Source organism: Neptunicella marina (genome assembly GCF_014270035.1).
Taxonomy (GTDB): domain Bacteria; phylum Pseudomonadota; class Gammaproteobacteria; order Enterobacterales; family Alteromonadaceae; genus Neptunicella; species Neptunicella marina.
The window spans coordinates 194156-215847 of sequence record NZ_JACNEP010000006.1 but is presented as its reverse complement, the minus strand read 5'-3'; the positions used below and the strand labels follow the sequence as shown (position 1 = coordinate 215847).

The following is a 21692-nucleotide window of genomic DNA, read 5'->3' as shown; positions in this document are numbered from 1 at the left end:
CCCCCAATATTGACGGGGCAGATTACTTAATCAACATCACAGAATAATGACAACGGCAGACGCACTGTGACGCTCAATCTGATAAAACGAAGATTAGCCGCCTTGCTGAATTGCCGTATGAAAAATATTTTCCAACAGGGTTAAATTTAGATTTACGGCAGCAACGTTGGCGTCCATCCAATCATCCGCAGAAATCTTAGGCCAAACAAGTTCATAACCTAACGTAAATAACAGCTCCTCGAAAAAGAACCTTTGTGTTCGACCATTCCCATCTCTAAATGGATGTAAAAGATTAATCTCACAATACAAATCCGCAACAGCCTTTATCAACCGATCGCGCGACGAGATTTTGAATAAATCAGGTGTTGTAGAGAAAAGCTTCTTTGCTTCGGGTTCGATTCTTGAGCAAGTACAAAAGCGGGTGTGGCCTTTGCTTATATCGATGGTTCTTATCTGGCCGGCCCATGGATACAGGTCCTGAAATAGATGTTTATGAAGTTGTTTAAAATGTTGAAAAGTAAAGCTTTTAGCACTCAATACTGGTGCAGAGTAGCTTCTGTAACGTTCAATCGTAAATTCTGTTTCTGCCTGTGTTAAATGTTCCTGATTACGAATATTAAGAAGATTTACCAACACTGTTGTATCTGGATAACAATAACCATCAAACTCAGCACCATACTTATCGTGCATACTTACGTTTTAAATCATCAACAGATTGCACCTTGTTTTTTGAAGGTGGTGTCATTCCCTCATAGGTAAGGCTTGTATAGTAATTTTCCATTTTAGGTACAAACCTGATTTGTTTGTTTTTTTCTAATGCATTGGTATTTGCCATAGACCCTCCTAATTACTAGCGGTAATTATACTACATAGTCTTTCGATTTTTTGAACAAAGTTTTTGAGATATAAAGGTTATAAAATTTAAAAGTCGCGATACTAATCTATCGGTAATGTTACTCCATCGGGCAAGGTAAAACGCACGTAATCCACATCAACAGAGCCAGCTTGCTCAACTGACGTGGTCTCACTAAATAATCCAATTTTCGCGCCGACCCAGCGCCCTTTAGTCGCCATAAAATGTTCACCTAAGGCTTTAAAGTCAGTTTGTTCATTCATTTTGTACGCGAAAACAGCTGACGCACCGCGCTGCAAGGTAATGCGTAACTCCAGCACATTCCCCTGCAGTGGCAACTGTTCCACTACCGACTCATCACAACCTTTGCGTGCATTTTTGCAGTGCACCATAACAACTGCATTTTGATCCTGAGCATCCGACTTCACCCCAATCCAGGCATAGTTTTCACCGAATAACAGCAAACCACTGCGCGAAGATTTCCCCATACGCCTGACATCGATTTTGGTCGTCACATTAAACACTGGCGCCGGCAGTTTTTGTAACAACAACGCGGGTTGAGTCCACAAGTTAGCGGTTTGATCCTGCGTGCCCAGCTGGCTTTGCAAACGCAACCAGCCGGGTCTGGAGGTAAGCGAATACCAGTCAGGTTGCGGGTTTGCATTCCACTGCCATGCCAGAGCCAGACCTTTAGGATTAAATTCGTCATCAAATGATAAATATTTAATATCAGACACTTCATGGGTCTTGGGCTTTTTATAGCGTATTACCGGTTGACCAATACCATTACCATCTTTGTCCTCGCCAATTACAGGCCAGTCGTTGTGCCATTGCATTGGTTGCAAATGCACAATTCGACCATAAGCATGACGCGCCTGAAAATGCATAAACCAGTCTTCGCCAGCCTGAGTATGGATCCATGCGCCCTGATGCGGGCCATTTACCGCGGTATTGCCTTGTGTCATCACAGTGCGATGTTCATAAGGCCCCATAATATTTTTACTACGAAATACCGCCTGATCACCTAAATCAACGCCACCAACAGGGGCAAAAATATAATAGTAGCCATTACGTTTATAAAATTTGGGGCCTTCTAGCGTGCGATAACCATCGATTTTATTGCCATCAACAATGGTGGTGTAATCTTGTTCTGCTGATTGCCCATCGGGTGTCATTTTGTGCAGGCTAAGCACATTATTAAAACCGGCCCGGCTTTTGGCCCACGCATGCAACAAATACGCATTACCATCGTCATCCCACAGCGGCGTTGGGTCGATAATGCCTTTTCCATCCAGAATTAATTTAGGTTTACTCCAACTAGAGGAAGGGTTGGACGCCTGGATCATATAAATCCCGGCATCGGGGTCGGGGTAAAAAATCCAGTATCGATTATCGTGATATCGAATATTCGGCGCCCACACCCCATTACCGTGCTGCGGAGCAGCAAAACGAGTTTCAGGTACCTGACGTGGTAATGCGTAATTAATCAGAGTCCAGTTAACTAAATCGGTGGAATGCAGAATAGGCAGCCCGGGAGCGGCATTAAAACTGGATGCAGTAAGATAAAAATCATCGCCAACAGCAACCACATCGGGATCAGAATAATCGAGCGGTAGCACCGGATTTTGATAAGTACCATCTGCCAAATCGGCTTGCCATAAATCCGCTTTAGCAGCATACGCATGGCCCAAACATGTCAAACCTACAACACACCATAAAACAATCTGCCGCATCATCTTTCCCCTACAAAACTGGCCAACAAAGATTGGTTTTATCATCCGTTAAGCAGTTATACAGATCAATTCGCCTTTGACCTTTACGTGTCTTTTCTAAAAATTAATTCACATATGGATTTTATGTTATTTAGCGGTTTTAGCATTGTTTAGCGTTACCGCTGCAAAATTATGTAGCTGAACAAGACAATAAAAAAGCGCCCCTAAAGGACGCTTTCTAAATATTGGTGAATTAAAAAATTACCAGATTTTAACGCGCTGCTCTGGTGCCAGATACAGCTTATCGCCCGGTTTAACATTAAAGGCCTTGTACCAGGCATCGATATTACGCACGGTTAACGCACGGTAGTTACCCGGCGCGTGACCATCGGTGGCGATACGCGCACGCATGGCTTTATCACGCATTTTGGTTGCCCAGGTTTGTGCAAAACCTATAAAGAAACGCTGATCACCGGTGAAACCATCAATCACAGGAGCTTCTTTTCCACCTAACGAGGCACGATATGCATCGTAAGCTGCGGCTAAGCCAGCCACATCGGCAATGTTCTCACCTAGGGTCAATTTGCCGTTTACATGCAAATCTGGGAAAGGCGCATACTGATCAAACTGATTGGCTAAGGCATCGCCTTGTTCTGCAAAGTGTTTAAAGTCTTCATCTGTCCACCAGTTACGCATTGCACCGGTAGAATCAAATGCCGCGCCATTGTTATCAAAGCTATGGCTAATTTCATGACCAATAACGGCACCAATGGCGCCATAGTTATAGGCATCATCGGCATTCGCGACAAAGAATGGACGTTGCAAAATACCGGCAGGGAAGTTAAGTGCATTTTGCACCGGCAAGTTGACCGCGTTAACAATTTGCGCATTCATCCACCATTCGCCTTTGTCCTGTGGCTGACCGATTTTGGCAAGCTGGTGAGTATATTCAGCTTTTTCACCTTCAACCATGTTGGCGTATGCATTGTTATCGGTAACGTTAAACTGACTATAATCGCGCCAGTGATCGGGATACCCTACTCCGACAACAATCGAATCGACTTTTTTCAGCGCTTCCTGTTTGGTACTTTCAGCCATCCAGTCAATTTTTGCTACGCGGTCATGGAAAGCATGGATAATGTTATCCACCATATCGCTGACTTTGGCTTTAGCTGATGCCGGAAAGTATTTCTTCACATAAGCCTCGCCAACTGCGTCACCTAAGTAAACATCCAACGCGGCTTGCGCACGTTTTTCACGAGTACGTTGCTGGGGGGTGCCACGCAAGGTAGTGCCATAAAATGCAAAGTGAGCATTGTCGATAGCACTGGGTAATGCGCTGGCATGACTGTTAATTTCGTGGAAAATTAACCAGTCTTTCCAGGACTCTAACGATTCACTGGCCACCAGTGCCGATAACCCTGTGATAGCCGGAGCATGATAAGCATCGAAACGTTGTTGTTCACCTAACTGTGCGGCGTTGAAAAACTCATTCCAGTCAATACCCGGTGCTTTGCTGTCAAAGTCACTGCGATTCCAGATATCCGCGGACTTAGAAAAATCTTCGCTACGCTCGCGGCTAACATGTGCCTGCGCGATTTTATTTTCCAAATTGAAAATACGTACCGCTTTAGCATTGGCATCTTCAATGCCTGCTTCTGTCAGTAACGTCACTATGTACTTTTTATATTCGCTTCTGATTTCCTGCATTTTAGGATCATCAGATAAGTAATATTCACGCTCTGGCAGACCTAAACCGCCTTGCAATACATAAGGCAGAACTTCACCCGGCGTTGCCAGACCTTGCGTTACAAATATGCCAAACAGGTTTTCAGTAAAAAAGTTAGTGGCGTTTAATGGATCAACGTCAGCACGTACATTTCCACCCAGCACTTTAGATAGCTGCTGCTTGTCACCAATTGCCGTATATTTCGCCAGCGTATCCTGCACAGGCTGCATACCCGCCTGATTGATGGCATCTACATTGACATAAGCACGATAAAAATCGACGATTTTGGCGTCATCAGAATCAACTGGATGAGTGGTTTTCAGCAGCTCATTGAGCAAGTCTTTATTGTGTTTTTCGGTAGACTCAAACGCCACTAAAAATGAACCAGTGCTGGAACGATCTGAAGGAATTTCAGTGGTTTCCATCCAGTTGCCGTTGGCATAGCTATAGAAATCATCACCAGGCTTAACTGAGGTATCCATTGCCGATTTATCAATACCAATATCAGCCTGGACTTTTTGTTGAACTGCAGGTGCATCATTATGATTACAGGCAGTTAAACCACCTAATGCCAGTACACCAGCAATGGCCAGTGTCAGGGTTGTTTTTTTCATAGGGTTCTCACAGATAGGAATAACCAATTCAGTCTACCTGATGATTCATCAACGACTCTAGCGCCAGCGCGTATAAATTACGTAAAGAATTAAGGTTATTTGTAACGGTTTGATACGCCAGAATTAAGCGCTTGATTCAGCATAATGGCGGATAATTGTTTATATATCCGGTTACTTAACACCTAGCTATTCTCGTAGCGTTGATGTTATTGAGCCGTTTGTTCCCGCAAATTATCAATAAAGCGCTGCAGATTACCGCCTAAATATTTGTTTTTATGCCACACCATAAATAGCTGGCGTTCAAACTGCTGATCGAGTTTCAACGCCACCAATTTGCCTGATGCCAAACGCGTTTCAGCTGCTAACTGCGAAATAAAGGTTAAGCCCAGTCCTTGCTCAACGGCCAGCATCACAGCTTCCAGACTTCCAAGCTCCAGCACCGATTGAATATCGGGCAAATTGGGTCGCAAATGCAATTCAAACTGCTCGCGACTGCCCGATGCCAACTCGCGTAAAATCCATGGCTGTTGATTTAGCGCATTAAGTGACAGTTTTTTTACGGCAGCTAAAGGGTGTTGCGCTGCAGCCACCACACACATATGGTCTTTGCGCCAGGGCGTCGCCTGTAATTGCTGATGGGTGTTTTGGCCTTCGATTAATGCCATATCCAGTTCAAAGTGACTGACCTTATCGCAAAGCTGCTGACTATTAGCGATCACCACCTGAGTGTGAGCTAATTGTTGCGGTGCATGATGCGCTAATAATTTAGGTAACAGATAATTACCGATCGTCTGGCTGGCGCCTAAGCGTAATTCACTAACGGGCTGGTTTTGCCCTGAAAACTGCAACTGAATATCATCCACTCGCGCCAGCACTTCATCGACCATAGGTTGCAAGCGCCGCCCTTCGCTATTGAGTTGCAAACGTGGATGCACCCGATCGAACAACTGAGTAGCTAACTGTGATTCAAGCTGTTGCAGATTTTGTGAGACCGCCCCTTTAGTAATAAAAAGCGCGTCGGCAGCAGCGCCTAAATTACCTTTACTGGCAATGGCGCTAAAAACCTTTAACTGTTGCAAGGTTAATTTCATAAACAAAACGATCCAATCAAACCCACATGCGTTTAGAAAAACTAAACTATACATTAAATATATATCGATATTCTAAACACAAAACACAGCGTAGTCTTCAGCCAAAGCAAAAAGGTAGAAGAACTGATGCCAACAAAACTAAAACACACTCTCTCGTTAACGCCTACTCCCATTGCTGGTTTGGCTCTTGGGCTAGCCAGTTTAGGACTTAGCTGGCAGTTTATCTCGCCCAATTTAAGCAACATTCAGCTGGTATTAGCCTTTATCGCCAGCATCTTGTTAGTGTTATTGCTGACTAAATTTGTGTTACATCCCGCCTTATTACTCGCCGATTTAAAACACCCTTTATTAAGTAGTGTTTTGCCCACATCGAGCATGGCATTAATGGTTATTTCGGTGAGTGTGCGGGAATTTTCACAGGACACCGGCACAGGTTTATGGTTAATCGCCACCGGTATACATGGCTTATTTTTGTTGTGTTTTATCTACTTTAGATTACGCGATTTCGCTTTGGAACATATGGCGCCCAGCTGGTTTGTGCCGCCCATTGGTATTATCGTGGCCGCCGTATGTTGCCCATCAGCTAACTATTTGGCGTTGTCACAGCTATTACTATGGTTTGGCATCAGCTGTTACGGCCTGATGTTACCTGTGATGCTATATCGCTTAATTTTATGTACACCACTTATCGATGCAGCCAAACCCACATTAGCCATCATGGCGGCACCGGCCAGTTTATCGCTAGCGGGTTATTTAAGCGTTATCAGCGAACCGTCATTACCCGTCATATTGTTACTACTCGGTATCGCGTTATTAATGACACTTCTGATCTATTTCACGCTGTTTCATCTGCTGCGCCAGCCTTTTAGCCCCGGCTTTGCGGCTTTTACGTTTCCATTGGTAATTGGTGCCACCGCCTTATTTAAAGTAAGCGATTGTTGCTTTGAGTGGCCGGTGACGCAGCAGCTAAGTAGGGTATTACATCAAATCGCGATTGTTGAACTGGTGGTGGCAACACTTATGGTTGTTTATGTGAGTTACTGCTATCTAAGCCAGTGGCGACATATTTATGCTGATAGTAAACATCCGGCCAAATAAAAACTAATAGTTACCTGGTAACACGCCCACTTTCTTCTAAGCTGTGCTGTTACTACCCGTGTTACTAAAATTCAAAAATACAGAAATTTATTGGGACGCACAAAATAAAAAGTCCCGTCATTTCTGACAGGGCTTCCTGGAATAATGGTGCCCAGAGGCTGACAGCAGCGTCTGGAACGCTGCTGGACAGCTTTAGCTGGCCTGCGCAGCAGGTGAGCCACAGGGAATGTGGCGAGCAATCTAACCACCGACAAGAAAACGTGAGATTACGCCGCAGAAATTGATTGGGAAGCAAAAAGTAAAAAGCCCCGTCACTGCTGACAGGGCTTCCTGCAATAATGGTGCCCAGAGGCGGAATCGAACCACCGACACGGGGATTTTCAATCCCCTGCTCTACCGACTGAGCTATCTGGGCAATCTCGGTAACAGAAGCAAGATTTGAATCACTGCCCCTGTGGGATGCGTATTAAACGGATTTCGTCGTTTTAAGTCAACCACTTTTTTAAATAAAATTACTGTTTGCTTAGGCTTTAAACAAAAAGTGCAGTTAATCACCGTTTTCTGCACTTTTTCCTGTGATAATTATTTTTCCGGTGGTGTGTAACCTTCAATCTCCACATCTTTACCTTCAAATAAAAATGCCTGCATTTCAGTCTCTAATAAACTTCTGTGTTCAGGATTCATCATGTTCAGCTTTTTTTCATTAATTAACATGGTTTGCTTTTTCTGCCACAAGGCCCAGGCTTCTTTACTGATGTTGTCGAAAATGCGTTTTCCCAAATCCCCAGGGTATAACTGAAAATCCAACCCTTCGGCCTCTTTATTCAAATAGGCACAATTTACCATTCTGCTCACAACCAGCTCCTAAAATACATAAATAATGCGTTTATTCTATCAGATAAAAAAATGGAGTTTTTAATGAAACAATACGGAGGATTGCTTATTTTTGGAAATGAAGGGTCGGATCAATCATCCATACTATTTTTCTGACATTCCAGCATCGAGATGATCATCGCACCAACAATATAAGCGCTAACAGGAATTAACATTACATTGAGCAGTTGCCAATAAATCACTTATCTCCCCTCATCACTATAAATAAAAACGGTGCCAGATACCCGTACTGACACCGCTTATACAAACCATCAACGCATAATGCTGACGTTATTCATCTGCCGATTTATTTTTAACCGGAAATGCGCGACGTACCAAAACAAAAAATAGTGGTACAAACAAGATTGCCAGTATAGAAGATGCTAACGTTCCGCCAATAATGGCAATACCTAAAGCGTTTTGCGCACCTGAACCAGCGCTGGAAGCCAAAGCTAATGGCAAAACACCACATATAAAGGCCATAGAGGTCATTAATATTGGGCGTAAACGCAATCTAACAGCTTCGATTGATGCTTCAACCAGACTTAATCCCTGATCCATCCGTTGTATCGCGAATTCAACCAACAAAATCGCGTTTTTCGATGCCAAACCAATAGTGGTTAATAGACCCACCTGCAAATAAATATCATTAGACAACCCTGCTAACCATGCAGCTGCAGCTGCCCCAAATACACCTAGCGGTACAATTAACATTACCGACGCAGGTACGGCCCAGCTTTCATACAATGCGGCCAGACACAGGAATACAACCAATAAGGATAACGAATAAAGTAATGGTGCCTGCCCACCACTTAAGCGTTCCTCATAAGAAATACCGGTCCATTCAAGCGCGATCCCCTGAGGTAATTTTTTAACAAGTTTCTCCATTTCATCCATGGCTTGCCCGGTACTATACCCCGGTGCAGCAGCACCTTGAATTTCCATGGAAGAGAAGCCGTTATAACGCTCCAAACGCGGTGAACCATATGTCCAGTATGAACGGGCAAAGGCTGAGAAAGGTACCATTTCACCCTGACCATTACGCACATACCACTTTGATAAATCTTCTGGCACCATGCGAGCATCAGCTTCACCTTGCAGGAATACTTTTTTCACGCGACCACGGTCAATAAAATCGTTGATATAACTACTTCCCCATGCAGTGGATAAGGTGTTGTTAATATCGCTTTGTTTGACACCCAGCGCTTCAGCTTTCATCAGATCTATATCCAGCGACAACTCAGGCATATCTTCCTGACCGTTAGGCCTTACACCTGCCAGTACCGGGCTTTGCGCTGCCATGCCCAATAGCATGTTACGTGCTTGCAATAGCTGATCGTGACCTAATCCGGCTCGGTCCTGTAAATACATACTGAACCCGTTTGCCGTTCCAAGTTCCACTACCGCAGGCGGTGCAAATGCAAAGACAAACGCTTCTTTAATAGTAGAAAAAAATCCCATCGCTTTGCCCGCTACAGCTTGCACACTCAAGTCCGGGCGCTGACGTTCATCCCAGTGCTTTAAGTTAACAAAACCAATAGCCGCATTCTGGCCCGAACCTGCAAAACTGAAACCAGCGACAGTAAAAATTTCTTTCACTGCTTCTTTTTGGTCAACCAAAAAGTGATGTTCCATTTTTTCCAGTACTTTAACTGTTTGCTCAGTTGTCGAACCCGCCGGCAAAATCACCTGGTTAAAAAGAATGCCCTGATCTTCATCGGGTAAGAAAGCAGAAGGTAACTGGCTGAACAGTGTCACCATGCCACCAATAATCAGTGCATAACACAGCAGGTAACGCTTACTCTGTCTTACCATTCTTGCTGTGAAACTTTGTGTACCCTTGTTTGTACGATCAAAGCCGCGATTGAAGCCAGAGAAGAACTTGCCAATTAATGAACCATCAGTATGAACATGGCTTGGTTTTAACAACGTTGCACAAAGTGCCGGAGTTAAAATCAAGGCTACCAGTACCGACAGCCCCATCGCCGAAACCAGTGTGATTGAAAACTGGCGGTAAATAACCCCTGTTGAGCCGGGGAAAAATGCCATAGGTACAAACACAGCGGATAACACCATGGCAATACCGACCAGGGCACTTTTGATTTCATCCATAGATTTGCGAGTAGCTTCTAAGGGCGAAAGGTTTTCTTCTGTCATTACCCGTTCAACGTTCTCAACGACCACAATTGCATCATCTACCAGCAAACCAATCGCCAGCACCATGGCAAACATAGTCAGAGTGTTAATTGAAAAGCCAAAAGCTGACAAAATAGCGAAGGTTCCCAGTAAAACTACAGGGACCGCAATTGTTGGAATAAGTGTGGCCCGGAAGTTCTGTAAAAACAGATACATAACCAAAAACACCAGTACAACCGCTTCGAATAAGGTACTGACTACCTTTTCAATAGATAACTCAACAAAAGGTGTGGTGTCGTACGGAACAACAACCTTTAATCCTTGCGGGAAGAATTTTTCCAGTTCCTTAAGGGTATTTCTCACCCCTTCAGCAGTGTCCAAAGCGTTAGCACCACTTGCCAGCTTAACCCCCAGACCGGAAGCCGGTTTACCGTTAAAGCGGGCGACTACACCATAATTCTCACCACCTAATTCAACAGTAGCCACATCTTCTAAGCGTACAACTGAACCATTAGAGTTGGTTTTAACCAGAATATTACGAAACTGTTCAGGCGTTTTCAGACGGCTTTGTGCAGTTACTGTTGCGTTAAGTCTTTGCCCTTCAACGGCAGGCATGCCACCTAACTGACCCGCAGAGACCTGCGCATTTTGCGCACGGATTGCCGCGCTCACATCGGCAGGCGTGAGTTTATAATTTAACAGCTTGGCCGGATCCAACCAGATTCGCATCGCATATTGAGATCCGAATAGCTGCACCTCACCCACACCGCTAACGCGGGAAATAATGTCCTGCACGTTTGATGCAACATAATCACCAATATCAATGTTGTTCATGCTGCCGTCTTCAGACACAAATCCCGCAACCAATAAAAAGTTACGGGCTGATTTGGCGACAGACACACCTTGTCGTTGCACCTCTTCAGGTAAAAGTGGGGTAGCCAGTGCCAGTTTATTTTGTACCTGAACCTGCGCAATATCAGGATTGGTATCAGCACTGAAAGACAGTGTGATATTCATTGAACCATTAGATTCGGAGGTAGATGACATATATAACAAGCCATCCAGTCCTTTCATTTTTTGCTCAATAACTTGAGTAACTGTATCTTCCAGAGTTCTTGCAGACGCACCTGGGTAATTAGCAGTAACGCTAATTGCAGGTGGTGCAATAGACGGATACTGGGAAATCGGTAATGCTTTGATCGCCAGTATACCTGCGAGCATAACCACAATGGCCAGTACCCAGGCAAAAATAGGTCGATCGATAAAAAATCGTGACATCAGGGTTCTCCGTTTATTGGGCTTTATTGAGCATTAGCTGAGTTTGATTCAGCTGGGGTTGCCGTAACGGCTGCGCCCGGACGAACTTTTTGCAGTCCCTCAACAATTAATTGATCACCAGCAGACAGGCCACTCTTAATAAGCCAGTTTGTGCCGATAGTGCGGTCAGCCTCTAATATACGTGGTTCAACCTTACCTTCCTTATTTACCACCATTGCAGTGGCTTGCCCTTTGGTATTACGGCTAATACCTCTTTGTGGCGCTAAAATGGCATTTTCTTTAATCCCTTCTACCACTGTTGCCCTTACGTACATTCCCGGCAACAGGATTTTTTCCGGATTAGGGAATTCAGCTCTTAAAGTCACCGAACCAGTTCCCTGATCCACAGTTACATCAGAAAACTGCAAGGTACCTTTGTGCGAATAAACTGAACCGTCTTCTAATGTCAGCTCAACCATAGTCTGAGCGGCTTTATCAGAATCAATCGCGCCAGACGCTAGTGCACGCTTAAGCTCAAGTAATTCAGTGCTTGACTGAGTTAAATCCACATAAACGGGATCTAACTGTGTAACAGTTGTTAAAGCAGTATTTTGGTTAGCACTGACCAGTGCACCAACAGTTACAGCCGATTTACTAATCTGGCCATCAATAGGTGACGTAACTTTACTGTAATCAAGATTAATCTGTGCGGTTCTTAATTGCGCCTGAGCAGTTAATAAATCTGCTTTAGCCTGCTTATACGCAGCATCAGCTTCATCATAATCCTGCTCGCTCACAGCATTGGTTTTTAATAGCTCTTTATAACGTGCAATTTTTGCTTTGCTGCTGGCGATACCCGCTTCCGCTCTTGCTACTGACGCTTTTGCACTGCCAACTGCCGCTTCAAACGTTGCAGGATCAATTTGATATAGCGCATCGCCAGCTTTGACCTGACTCCCCTCAACAAACAAACGTGATTGCACGATACCGCTTACCTGTGGGCGAATTTCAGCTATTTGTGATGCAGCAATACGTCCGGGCAATTCTTTAGTTAAGGTAACTTGCTGACTTTGTAATGTAACAACTCCAACGGGCATTGCCTGCTGAGCAGGTGCTGCAGCTTGTTGCTCTTCCCCACAACCGGCTAATCCGGTTAATACCCCACTGGCAATTAACAGCAGGTAAATTCGCTGATTTACTTTCATTGTGACCTCAATAGTGTTCAGAGTTGTGTACAAATGCAGTGACAGATGACGCGCAAAACCACAATAAAAATATGGCTACTTGCTTTACTTTCATTTTACATACATGCATGAATGTTTTATTCTACTGATTAATTGCTCAATAATGCAACCGTAATTTAATGTTAATTTTACCGTTTTACACTATTAAGACAAAAGGCTTGAACTGAATAATAGTTGTAAAAATAACCGAGGTCATTATGGTCAGAAAAACCAAAGAAGAAGCTGCCGCAACACGCGATCAGCTGCTTGATTCGGCGGAGTCTGTATTTTTTGACAAAGGATTTGCCAATACCACCCTGATGGACGTTGCCAATCATGCAGGGTTAACCCGTGGTGCGATTTACTGGCACTTTAAAAACAAACATGACTTGTTTGAAGCAATGATCGAACGGGTTCACTTACCCATAGAGGCTTTAGCAGAAGCCTGCGCCGACGAAAACGAAACCGACCCTCTGGGTAAGTTTAAGGAGTTTTCGGTACAGCTTATCAGGCTGATTGCCACCGACAAACGTCAGCAGCGTGTGTTTTCGATTATGTTACACAAGTTTGAGTTTAACGGTGATGTAACCCAGATCGAAGACAGACAAAAAGTATCATTTGTGGAATGTCATGACCGCATTAAACGCACATTAAAGAACGCGATTAAGCGTGGGCAATTGCCAAAAGATCTGGATTTAGACCAAGCTGCGCAAGTCAAACATGGTTACTTTACCGGTATCGTTAACAACTGGCTGTTTTATCCGCAAAGTTTTGACTTAAATGCGATGGCCGAAACCATTGTAGAGAATTACTTTTTCCTGCTTACCAATAGTCCGCATATGCGGCTATCACAGCAACAGGCCGTTGCTTAAGCTTTCCAGTATTTTTTTAGTCGGGGCAGCCAATCCCAGTCCAATTGGTTGCCCAACATCCACCCAGCGATTGTCTGTTTCATTTACCTGATTTTCTACTTGTGCCTGCGGAATCATGACTGGCGTGATATCTAAATGGAAATGACTAAAGGTATGACGAAAGGTCGGCAATTTCTCATAGTCATCAGCCATCAACCCCAAACCAGTCATAAAATCACTTAGCTGCTCTAACTCATCTATTTGATGAAATCCCCATAATCCACCCCACAAACCTGTCGGGGGTCGTTTAAACATCAATACCTGCTGCTGCCACACAGGAATAAGCATAAAGGTACTACGCTCGGGTAAGGTCTTTTTCGGTTTTTTACCGGGGAAATCAGCTTGTCGCCCAGAGGAATAAGCCTGACACATAGGCTGAACCGGACAATCGCTACACTTGGGTGAACTGCGAGTGCAAATAGTCGCGCCCATATCCATCATGGCCTGAGTGTAATCCCCGCATCGCTGAGCAGGGGTAAATTTATCGGCTAAAAGCCATAATTTTTGTTCAACCGCCTTATTGCCTGGCCAGCCTTCCACTGCCGCAAAACGGGCTAAAACACGTTTAACATTGCCGTCTAAGATGCTGTGATGCTGACCTAAAGATAGTGACAACACCGCGCCGGCCGTCGAACGACCAATACCGGGTAAACTCATCACTTCTTCTAATGTGGTCGGGAACTCCCCATTAAATTGCTCACAAATCATTTTGGCCGCTTTGTGCAAATTACGGGCTCGGGCGTAATAACCTAAGCCAGTCCAGTGATGTAACACATCGTCCTGCTTGGCATTAGCCAATGCCGCCAAGTCAGGAAAGCTCTGCATAAAACGCTGAAAGTAGGGAATAACCGTGACCACCTGGGTTTGTTGCAGCATGATTTCAGACACCCAAACCGAATAAGGGGTCTTTTGCTGTTGCCAGGGTAGATTCTTACGACCATGTTGGTCGAACCAATTTAATATAAGAGTGGAAAATTCAGTAACTGACACAAATACCGATTTCAATTAGCTTGCAATGCACAGAGCCGCTATCATACCCCAAGCTATAACTTTATGTCAGTGCAGAGACCTTATGCCGCCTGTAGTATTTTTTCCCGGAACATTATGTGATGAACGTCTTTGGATGCCTGTTTGGCGACAAATGGAAATCGATGACAGGCGATATGTTCCGTTGCAATGGGCGGAAACGCTGGAGCAAATGCAGGGTCTCACGGAGCACGCAATTGAAAACCAACCTTGCCATTTAGTGGGTTTTTCTATGGGGGGTTATATCGCAGCACTACATGCTATTACCAATCCACAGCATGTTGCTTCGCTTACTCTGATTAGCTTTAGCTGTTTTGGCCTGAGTGATGAAGAGCTATCTAAACGTCAGCAAATTATTAAAGCGCTGGAACAAGGCCAGTTTCGACCAATGAACAAGCAGCGACTGCAACAGTTTGTCGGTAGCACCAGTGAAACAAGTGACTTTGCCAGGCAGACGGTACGCGATATGGAAGCAGATTTAGGCGGAAGTGTTTTGAAATACCATATGATTGCGACCTCAAATCGTAAAGACCTGATTCAACCGTTAAGGGCGGCCAACTTCCCAGTTAATATCATTGCGGCAAAACATGATCTTATTGCACCATACGAACAATTGTATTTAGCTCATCAAAAGCTTGATGGCAGCCGTTTTTTTAGCATTGAAAACAGTGGTCACATGAGCCCATTGGAACAAGCAGCACAACTGGCGGAATATTTGACGCAGATTATTTGTCCAAAGTAGATGTTTTGCCAGCGCAGGCATTGCTATAATTGCCGGTTTTAGCAGTACTGGCAAATACGACATGAGTGACAACCATTCTCCCCAACAATCACAGCAAACCGAAACACAAGAGACGCCTTATCTGCGCAAAATTCGCAGCTTTGTAAAACGCGAAGGCAGACTAACCAAAGGTCAGGCCAAAGCGCTGGAAGATTGCTGGCCAAACATGGGGTTAACCCATGCCCAGGGCTTACAAAATTTTGAACAGCTGTTTGGTCGTCAGGCGCCAGTGGTACTCGAAATCGGTTTTGGTATGGGCAAATCTTTGGTTGAAATGGCGATTGCAGAATCAGATAAAGATTTTATTGGCATTGAAGTACATCGTCCGGGGGTTGGCGCTTGTTTAGCTGATGCCAATGAAGCTGGAATCACCAACTTACGTTTGTACGAACATGATGCGGTAGAAGTATTGGCCGATTGTATCGCCGATAACAGCCTTAGCCGTGTTCAGCTGTTTTTCCCCGATCCCTGGCATAAAAAACGTCATCACAAACGTCGTATCGTGCAACCTGAGTTTGTGCAAAAATTGCGTCAGAAGCTCAGGATCGGCGGCGTATTTCATATGGCGACAGACTGGGAAAACTACGCAGAACATATGTTAGAAGTGATGAGCCAGGCCGAAGGTTATAAAAACCAGTCTGCTACACAGGATTACGTACCTCGCCCTGATCATCGCCCACTTACTAAGTTTGAGCAACGTGGTCATCGCCTTGGTCATGGCGTGTGGGATTTGATGTTTGAACGTATCGCTTAATGTGTTTGTGAACTAAGGACTTGTATGTACAGCCAACCCAGCCAGTTATTAATTCGTAATCAGTATTTGTTTGAACAAGGTGACTGGCTATTGGTTAATGCTGAAGATCCACATGTTTTTTCTCAAATTGAAGCCGACGGTTTTTTCCAGTTTTATGATCAGTACCTCGCCGCCCGATCCACTGCAAAATCTGCCATATTTGCCGCTGGTTTAGATACTGAGAAGCGCTACGATGGCATAGTGATTTACATGCCCAAAGCCAAACAACACGCGCAAATGCTGTTGGCTAACATGGCCACACAGCTAAAACCCAATGGCAGCTTAATGCTAGTTGGCGAAAACAAGGGCGGTATTAAAGCATCCAACAAACTTTTAGCCGAAGTAGGTGAACATGTCGTAAAACACGATTCAGCTCGCCACTGCAGTTTGTTTCGTACCACGATAACGGACACGCCAAAACCTTTCGCCTTAAAAGACTGGCAACAAGTCTTTCATTGCAAGATTGCGCAGGTAGAACTGCAAATATGTTCACTGCCGGGTGTGTTTAACCACGGCCACCTCGATGAGGGAACACAGTTGTTGCTGGAAAACATTCATCAGGTACCCGAGGGCGAAGTGCTCGATTTTGCCTGTGGCGCAGGCATTGTTGGCGCATATTTAGCCAAACTCCAACCGAATGCCAACATCAGTATGAGCGATATTAATGCGCTGGCGCTTTATTGCAGTGAACAAACCGCGCAGTTAAATGGTTTTACAGCCAATGTTGTAGCATCAGATGGATTAGCAGGATTTACACAGCAATTTGCAGCAATTTACACCAATCCACCTTTTCATACTGGAATTAAAACCGATTACGCGATTACCGAAGCGTTTTTACGTGATGCAAAAAAACATATGTTACCGCAAGCCACATTAACGCTGGTTGCCAATGCATTTCTAAAATATCCGGAATTGTTTGAGCTGAATTTTGATGGATTTGAATTATTGGGGCAGACCAGTAAATTCAAAGTGTACTTCAGCCAAAAATAGTGACAGTTAAAAAATCGCCAGAGAGTGTTTATTAAGAGCCGTTAATATAAAAAACACATGAAAACCGGCTCAGAGATGGAAAAAGGTTTTATTTATTCGCTGATTAATAGAGTATGTAGTTTACTAACGGATATATCTGCACATTTAATCGAATTATGACTGAAGGAAACAGTATTTTATCTATTAAAAGTCTGATGCTGTATGTTGCCATGGCAACATCCACACTGGCTTTAGTAGTTACCGCTGGAATCTTCGAATATCGTCTGGAGAAATCCTATAAAGACGAATTGATCGAAGATACCAAAATGTTTGCTGATTTTCTGGTCAACAATTCTGTTGCCAGCGTGTTATTCAAAGATGCTGGCGCAGCTCAAAGTGATCTTGCACATCTTGAAGGCATTGCCCATGTTGATCATGCCCACATTTATTACTTTGGCGATGATCAGGAACTGACGCTGTTTGCTACTTACAATCGCTCCGGCACCGGCCATGTGCAAACGGTTATCGACAGGGTTGACGAATTGTCAGAACCTACTATGTCTTCATCAGGAATGGAGTTTGTTAAACCGATAACACACAAAGGCGACATTATTGGTTATTTATATATCAATATGTCGCTGGCACGTCTTAACGAGCTGAAATTAAACGCCATCATGTTAACCGTCGCCATTCTGTTTGTAGTGATTGCACTATGTCTGGCTCTGGCACTGGTACTGCAGAAAAAAATTACCAAGCCAGTCGAGGAGCTGGTGGAGTTGGTGCAAAAGATATCCCGTGATAAAGATTATTCAACCCGCGCAGAAGTTTGCAATATTAGCGAGTTGGCAATATTTGCCAACGCATTTAACCGCCTGTTAGCAAGAATGCAGCAGCATATTCAGCAACAACAACAAGCGGAAGATGAATATCGTGAGTTAACAGCCAACCTGGAAGAAAAGGTTAATCAACGCACGATAGCATTAAAGCAAGCCAACCATGAATTAATGCAAACGCTGGAAAAACTGCATGAATTCCAGCGTCAGCTGGTACAAAACGAAAAAATGGCATCGTTGGGCGATATGGTGGCGGGTATTGCGCATGAAGTTAATACCCCAATAGGTTTGGGCGTTACAGCTTCAACCATGATGATTGACCGAATCAATAAAATTCAGCATGAATTTGACAACAAAACCTTAAAAGCCAGTAGTCTGGAAAAATTCCTTAATGAAAGTCGCGAAAACCTCAATATTGTTTATCGCAACCTTAATCGCTCCGCTGACCTGATTTCCAGTTTTAAACAAGTTGCCGTTGACCAAACCCATGAATTAAACCGTACATTTAATGTAGGTGAATTAATTGATGAAATTCTGTTTTCATTACGTCCGCGCCTAAAACAAACTGAGCACGAGGTCCTGGTGCACTGCGACAGCGAACTAATGGTCGAATGCAAAGCAGGTCCCATCCACCAGATACTGATCAACTTAATCCTAAATTCACTCATTCATGGTTTTGAATACATCGACATTGGTACCATCGAGATTAAAGTAGAGATGGTTGCGCAGCAGCAACTGCAAATCACTTACACTGACAATGGTAAGGGTTTGTCCGATGATTTAAAAAAACGTATCTTCGATCCCTTTGTTACAACTAAGCGTGGTAAGGGGGGGAGCGGTCTTGGTATGCATCTTGTATTTAATCTGGTTACCCAGGGTCTTGGCGGGAATATATCAGTAGACAGTAAAGAAGGTCAGGGCGTTAAATTTATTATTCAGTTCCCGGTGAACAGGATGCTTAAAAATAGCGATCAAACGGGCAAAAACAGATGAATAGACTATTGATGCTACTACTCACAATAGTCAGCTTATCCTCTGTGGCAGCACCGATTGCCCCATACCAGATTAGAGCTCCGTTACTGTTACACATGGTTGAATTTACTGATTTTCCGCGTGCCCGGTTAAATTTTGATTCACTCTCACTTTGTTTTTTAGAAGGGCCAGAATTTAATCACGCACAGCAATTGTCACAAATTCATCAAAAGATGATCAAATCCATACCATTTTCAGTGGTCAGAATGGTGCAATTGCACGAATTCGGTTCAGCTAACTGTCATATGCTGTTTGTATCAAAAGCACATGAAACCAAAGAGTTATTTGAACAAATGGATGAAATCAATCAAACAACACTAACTATTGGTGAAAGCAAAGAATTTGTACAACAAGGCGGGCTGCTTTCCATTGTGGCTGGAGGGCAAAATATGGAAATTGTTATTAATTTAACTCAACTTGAAAAATCACCACTAAAAATCAGCTCATCTGTTTTAAAGCTGGCGACTTTTGTTGAATAAAAACGGATAAAAATAGTAACAATGCGGATTTTAGTGGCTCAGATGATATAATTTGCCAATATCTGATAAACTCTTTACAGATCAAACATTAAGGCTGGAAACAAGATGCAAACACCAATCATACTCATTGTAGAAGATGAAATTGTTACCCGAACTACGCTTAAAAGCCTGTTCGAGGCCGAAGGTTATCAAGTACTGGAAGCCGAAGACGGTGAGCAGATGCATGATTTGTTTGCGAACAATAATATCAACCTGGTGATTATGGATATTAATTTACCCGGTAAAAACGGATTATTGCTGGCACGTGAAGTACGTGACCGCAAAAATATTGGCTTAATTTTCCTGACGGGCCGTGATAACGAAGTAGACCGTATTCTGGGTCTTGAAATTGGCGCAGATGATTACCTGACCAAACCATTTAATCCTCGAGAATTAACCATCAGAGCGCGTAACCTGTTATCCCGCACTATGAGCAACAATGAAGATGCTGATTTACCAAGTCGTGTTAACTTCAATGGCTGGTGCTTAGATGGCGATAGCCGCAGTCTGGTTTCTCCTGACAATCAGGAATTCCGCTTACCGCGCAGTGAATTCCGCGCCATGCATTTATTCCTGCGCCATCCGGGTAAAATACTGACTCGCGAACAATTAATCATGGAAATGACGGGAAGAGAGTTACGCCCTAACGACAGAACGGTAGATGTAACCATTCGTCGTATAAGAAAACATTTCGAATCAGTGCCTGGTTCAGAGGAGTTAATCGATACTATTCATGGTGAAGGTTATCGCTTCTGTGGCAGCGTAGATAACTAAGTTAGCTCGTATCCCAGACCTAAAAAAGCCATCATGATGATGGCTTTTTTATTTTTAAACACCGGCAATTTGCATTTCCTGAAGCATAACGGAACCTGTGTGTACACTTCCTCTGTCATCAATGTCATTGCCTACTGCGACTATATTGGCAAACATATCTTTAAGGTTTGCCGCGATAGTAATTTCACTTACCGGATACTGGATTTCACCATTTTCCACCCAAAATCCCGCGGCACCGCGCGAATAGTCACCGGTAACAATGTTTACACCTTGTCCCATTAATTCAGTTACCAGTAAGCCGGTTCCCATACTTTTAAGTAACTGAGCTAAAGATTGCTCACTATGGGAAATAAGCCAGTTATGGATACCACCGGCATGACCGTTAGTGACCATGCCCAGCTTTTTGGCTGAATAATTCGTCAGAAGATAGTGATTCAGCACACCATTAGTAACAATATCCATATCATTAGTGATCACGCCTTCACCATCAAAAGCAGAACTTGCCAGCGCACCGATTAGATGCGGACGTTCCTCAATATTCAACCAATTAGGTAGAATTGACTTACCTAAATGGTCTAACAAGAAACTGGATTTACGGTACAGACTACCGCCACTGATAGCGCCAACCAGATGCCCCCATAATCCACCTGCAATGTCGTGATGAAAAATCACCGGGCATTTGCGCGTAGTGAGTTTTTGGGCACCTAATCGTTCTACGGTATGTTGGGCTGCTTCCTGTCCTACTTGCTGAGGTGATTTCAAATCACCCGCTTTACGTGCCACTGTATAACTGTAGTCACGCTGCATATCATCACCTTGCTGGCCGATAACCACACAACTTAGGCTGTAGCGGCTACTCGGATAACCCACATTCAGACCATGGCTATTTCCATAAACACGCATGCCCAGATTGGCATTGTAGGAAGCCCCGTCAGAATTTACTATACGTGGATCTGCCCCTAGAGCCACCTCTTCAGCTTGCACAGACTGATGAATAGCCAGTTCAGGGTCCAATTCTCCTGGGTGATACAACTGTAAATCTGGCGGGTTAAATGCCATCAATTCTCTAGGCGCTAAACCAGAGCAGTCATCCTCACCAGTATAACGAGCAATTTCCACCGCTTTTTTAACCGTTTCCTGCAAAGCTGCATGACTCAAATCTGCCGTTGAGGCACTGCCTTTACGCTTGCCTTTGTATACAGTAATACCCAATGCACCATCATTGGTATATTCGAGTGTTTCCACCTCCTTAAGGCGGGTAGAAACGCTAATACCAGCGACTTTAGTCATGCTGGCTTCTGCTTGTGTGGCTCCAAGTGAGGCTGCCAGTTTAAGGGCATCCTCAATAATATTTTGAATTTCAGCTTGTTGTTGTTCTGCGTTCATAAAATTATCTGCGTACTACGTTCTGAGGAAGGCTTTTTTGGTATAATCAAATTAATTGGCAGTGTACCACTATTAAAAGTGAA

At 43.9% G+C, this 21692-nt stretch carries 18 protein-coding genes and 1 tRNA gene; 8 read left to right on the top strand and 11 right to left on the bottom strand.

Annotation, left to right across the window (positions count from 1 at the left end; all coding sequences use genetic code 11):
* Nucleotides 1–93: 93 nt before the first annotated feature.
* The 5 genes from H8B19_RS09650 to H8B19_RS09630 form a co-directional block, all read right to left on the bottom strand.
* A complete protein-coding gene (locus tag H8B19_RS09650; protein WP_186506615.1) occupies nucleotides 94–690 on the bottom strand; it encodes a Fic/DOC family protein in 597 nt (198 codons plus the stop codon).
* Complete coding sequence (locus tag H8B19_RS09645) at nucleotides 680–835, bottom strand: hypothetical protein (protein WP_186506614.1); 156 nt, start codon at nucleotides 833–835, stop codon at nucleotides 680–682. The genes H8B19_RS09650 and H8B19_RS09645 overlap by 11 nt, the downstream gene beginning before the upstream one ends.
* A 101-nt stretch (nucleotides 836–936) precedes the next feature.
* Nucleotides 937–2589 carry a glycoside hydrolase family 43 protein gene (locus H8B19_RS09640; RefSeq protein WP_186506613.1) on the bottom strand — a complete coding sequence of 551 codons (1653 nt, stop codon included), beginning with the start codon at nucleotides 2587–2589 and terminating at the stop codon, nucleotides 937–939.
* 237 nt (nucleotides 2590–2826) lie between these two features.
* Nucleotides 2827–4908 (bottom strand): M13 family metallopeptidase, encoded by a 2082-nt coding sequence (locus tag H8B19_RS09635; RefSeq protein ID WP_186506612.1) that lies wholly within the window; start codon nucleotides 4906–4908, stop codon nucleotides 2827–2829.
* A 206-nt stretch (nucleotides 4909–5114) separates the two neighbouring features.
* Nucleotides 5115–5999 carry a LysR family transcriptional regulator gene (locus tag H8B19_RS09630; RefSeq protein ID WP_186506611.1) on the bottom strand — a complete coding sequence of 295 codons (885 nt, stop codon included), beginning with the start codon at nucleotides 5997–5999 and terminating at the stop codon, nucleotides 5115–5117.
* A 126-nt stretch (nucleotides 6000–6125) separates the two neighbouring features.
* Between H8B19_RS09630 and H8B19_RS09625 the strand changes: the two genes are divergently transcribed.
* A complete protein-coding gene (locus tag H8B19_RS09625; protein WP_186506610.1) occupies nucleotides 6126–7097 on the top strand; it encodes a TDT family transporter in 972 nt (323 codons plus the stop codon).
* A gap of 339 nt (nucleotides 7098–7436) precedes the next feature.
* Here H8B19_RS09625 and H8B19_RS09620 read toward each other — a convergent pair.
* From H8B19_RS09620 to H8B19_RS09605, 4 genes are all read right to left on the bottom strand, one after another.
* Nucleotides 7437–7512, bottom strand: a tRNA-Phe gene (locus H8B19_RS09620).
* A 167-nt stretch (nucleotides 7513–7679) separates the two neighbouring features.
* Entirely contained in the window at nucleotides 7680–7952 is a 273-nt protein-coding gene (locus H8B19_RS09615; protein ID WP_186506609.1) for an oxidative damage protection protein, read from the bottom strand.
* 309 nt (nucleotides 7953–8261) lie between these two features.
* Nucleotides 8262–11384, bottom strand: coding sequence for an efflux RND transporter permease subunit (locus H8B19_RS09610; protein WP_186506608.1), 3123 nt, complete (start codon nucleotides 11382–11384; stop codon nucleotides 8262–8264).
* Nucleotides 11385–11407: 23 nt separating this feature from the next.
* Nucleotides 11408–12568 (bottom strand): efflux RND transporter periplasmic adaptor subunit, encoded by a 1161-nt coding sequence (locus tag H8B19_RS09605; RefSeq protein WP_186506607.1) that lies wholly within the window; start codon nucleotides 12566–12568, stop codon nucleotides 11408–11410.
* A 236-nt stretch (nucleotides 12569–12804) separates the two neighbouring features.
* Between H8B19_RS09605 and H8B19_RS09600 the strand changes: the two genes are divergently transcribed.
* Nucleotides 12805–13458 (top strand): TetR family transcriptional regulator, encoded by a 654-nt coding sequence (locus tag H8B19_RS09600; protein ID WP_186506606.1) that lies wholly within the window; start codon nucleotides 12805–12807, stop codon nucleotides 13456–13458.
* On the opposite strand, the gene mutY is transcribed toward H8B19_RS09600, so the two are convergent.
* Complete coding sequence (gene mutY, locus H8B19_RS09595) at nucleotides 13435–14502, bottom strand: A/G-specific adenine glycosylase (protein WP_194362687.1); 1068 nt, start codon at nucleotides 14500–14502, stop codon at nucleotides 13435–13437. The genes H8B19_RS09600 and mutY overlap by 24 nt on opposite strands.
* Before the next feature lie 67 nt (nucleotides 14503–14569).
* Between mutY and H8B19_RS09590 the strand changes: the two genes are divergently transcribed.
* The 6 genes from H8B19_RS09590 (at nucleotide 14570) to arcA (ending at nucleotide 20223) form a co-directional block, all read left to right on the top strand.
* Entirely contained in the window at nucleotides 14570–15265 is a 696-nt protein-coding gene (locus H8B19_RS09590) for an alpha/beta fold hydrolase (RefSeq protein WP_186506605.1), read from the top strand.
* A gap of 61 nt (nucleotides 15266–15326) precedes the next feature.
* Complete coding sequence (gene trmB, locus H8B19_RS09585; RefSeq protein ID WP_186506604.1) at nucleotides 15327–16058, top strand: tRNA (guanosine(46)-N7)-methyltransferase TrmB; 732 nt, start codon at nucleotides 15327–15329, stop codon at nucleotides 16056–16058.
* A 24-nt stretch (nucleotides 16059–16082) separates the two neighbouring features.
* On the top strand, nucleotides 16083–17087 hold the full coding sequence (locus H8B19_RS09580; protein ID WP_186506603.1) for a class I SAM-dependent methyltransferase: 1005 nt from the start codon (nucleotides 16083–16085) through the stop codon (nucleotides 17085–17087).
* A gap of 155 nt (nucleotides 17088–17242) precedes the next feature.
* A complete protein-coding gene (locus H8B19_RS09575; RefSeq protein WP_186506602.1) occupies nucleotides 17243–18892 on the top strand; it encodes an ATP-binding protein in 1650 nt (549 codons plus the stop codon).
* Nucleotides 18889–19410, top strand: a complete 522-nt coding sequence (locus tag H8B19_RS09570; RefSeq protein WP_186506601.1) for a YfiR family protein — start codon at nucleotides 18889–18891, stop codon at nucleotides 19408–19410. Before H8B19_RS09575 ends, H8B19_RS09570 begins: the two co-directional genes overlap by 4 nt.
* A gap of 105 nt (nucleotides 19411–19515) precedes the next feature.
* Entirely contained in the window at nucleotides 19516–20223 is a 708-nt protein-coding gene (gene arcA / locus H8B19_RS09565; protein ID WP_186506600.1) for a two-component system response regulator ArcA, read from the top strand.
* A gap of 54 nt (nucleotides 20224–20277) precedes the next feature.
* Here the strand turns inward: arcA and pmbA are convergent, their stop codons facing one another.
* On the bottom strand, nucleotides 20278–21609 hold the full coding sequence (pmbA, locus tag H8B19_RS09560; protein WP_186506599.1) for a metalloprotease PmbA: 1332 nt from the start codon (nucleotides 21607–21609) through the stop codon (nucleotides 20278–20280).
* Nucleotides 21610–21692: the final 83 nt, after the last annotated feature.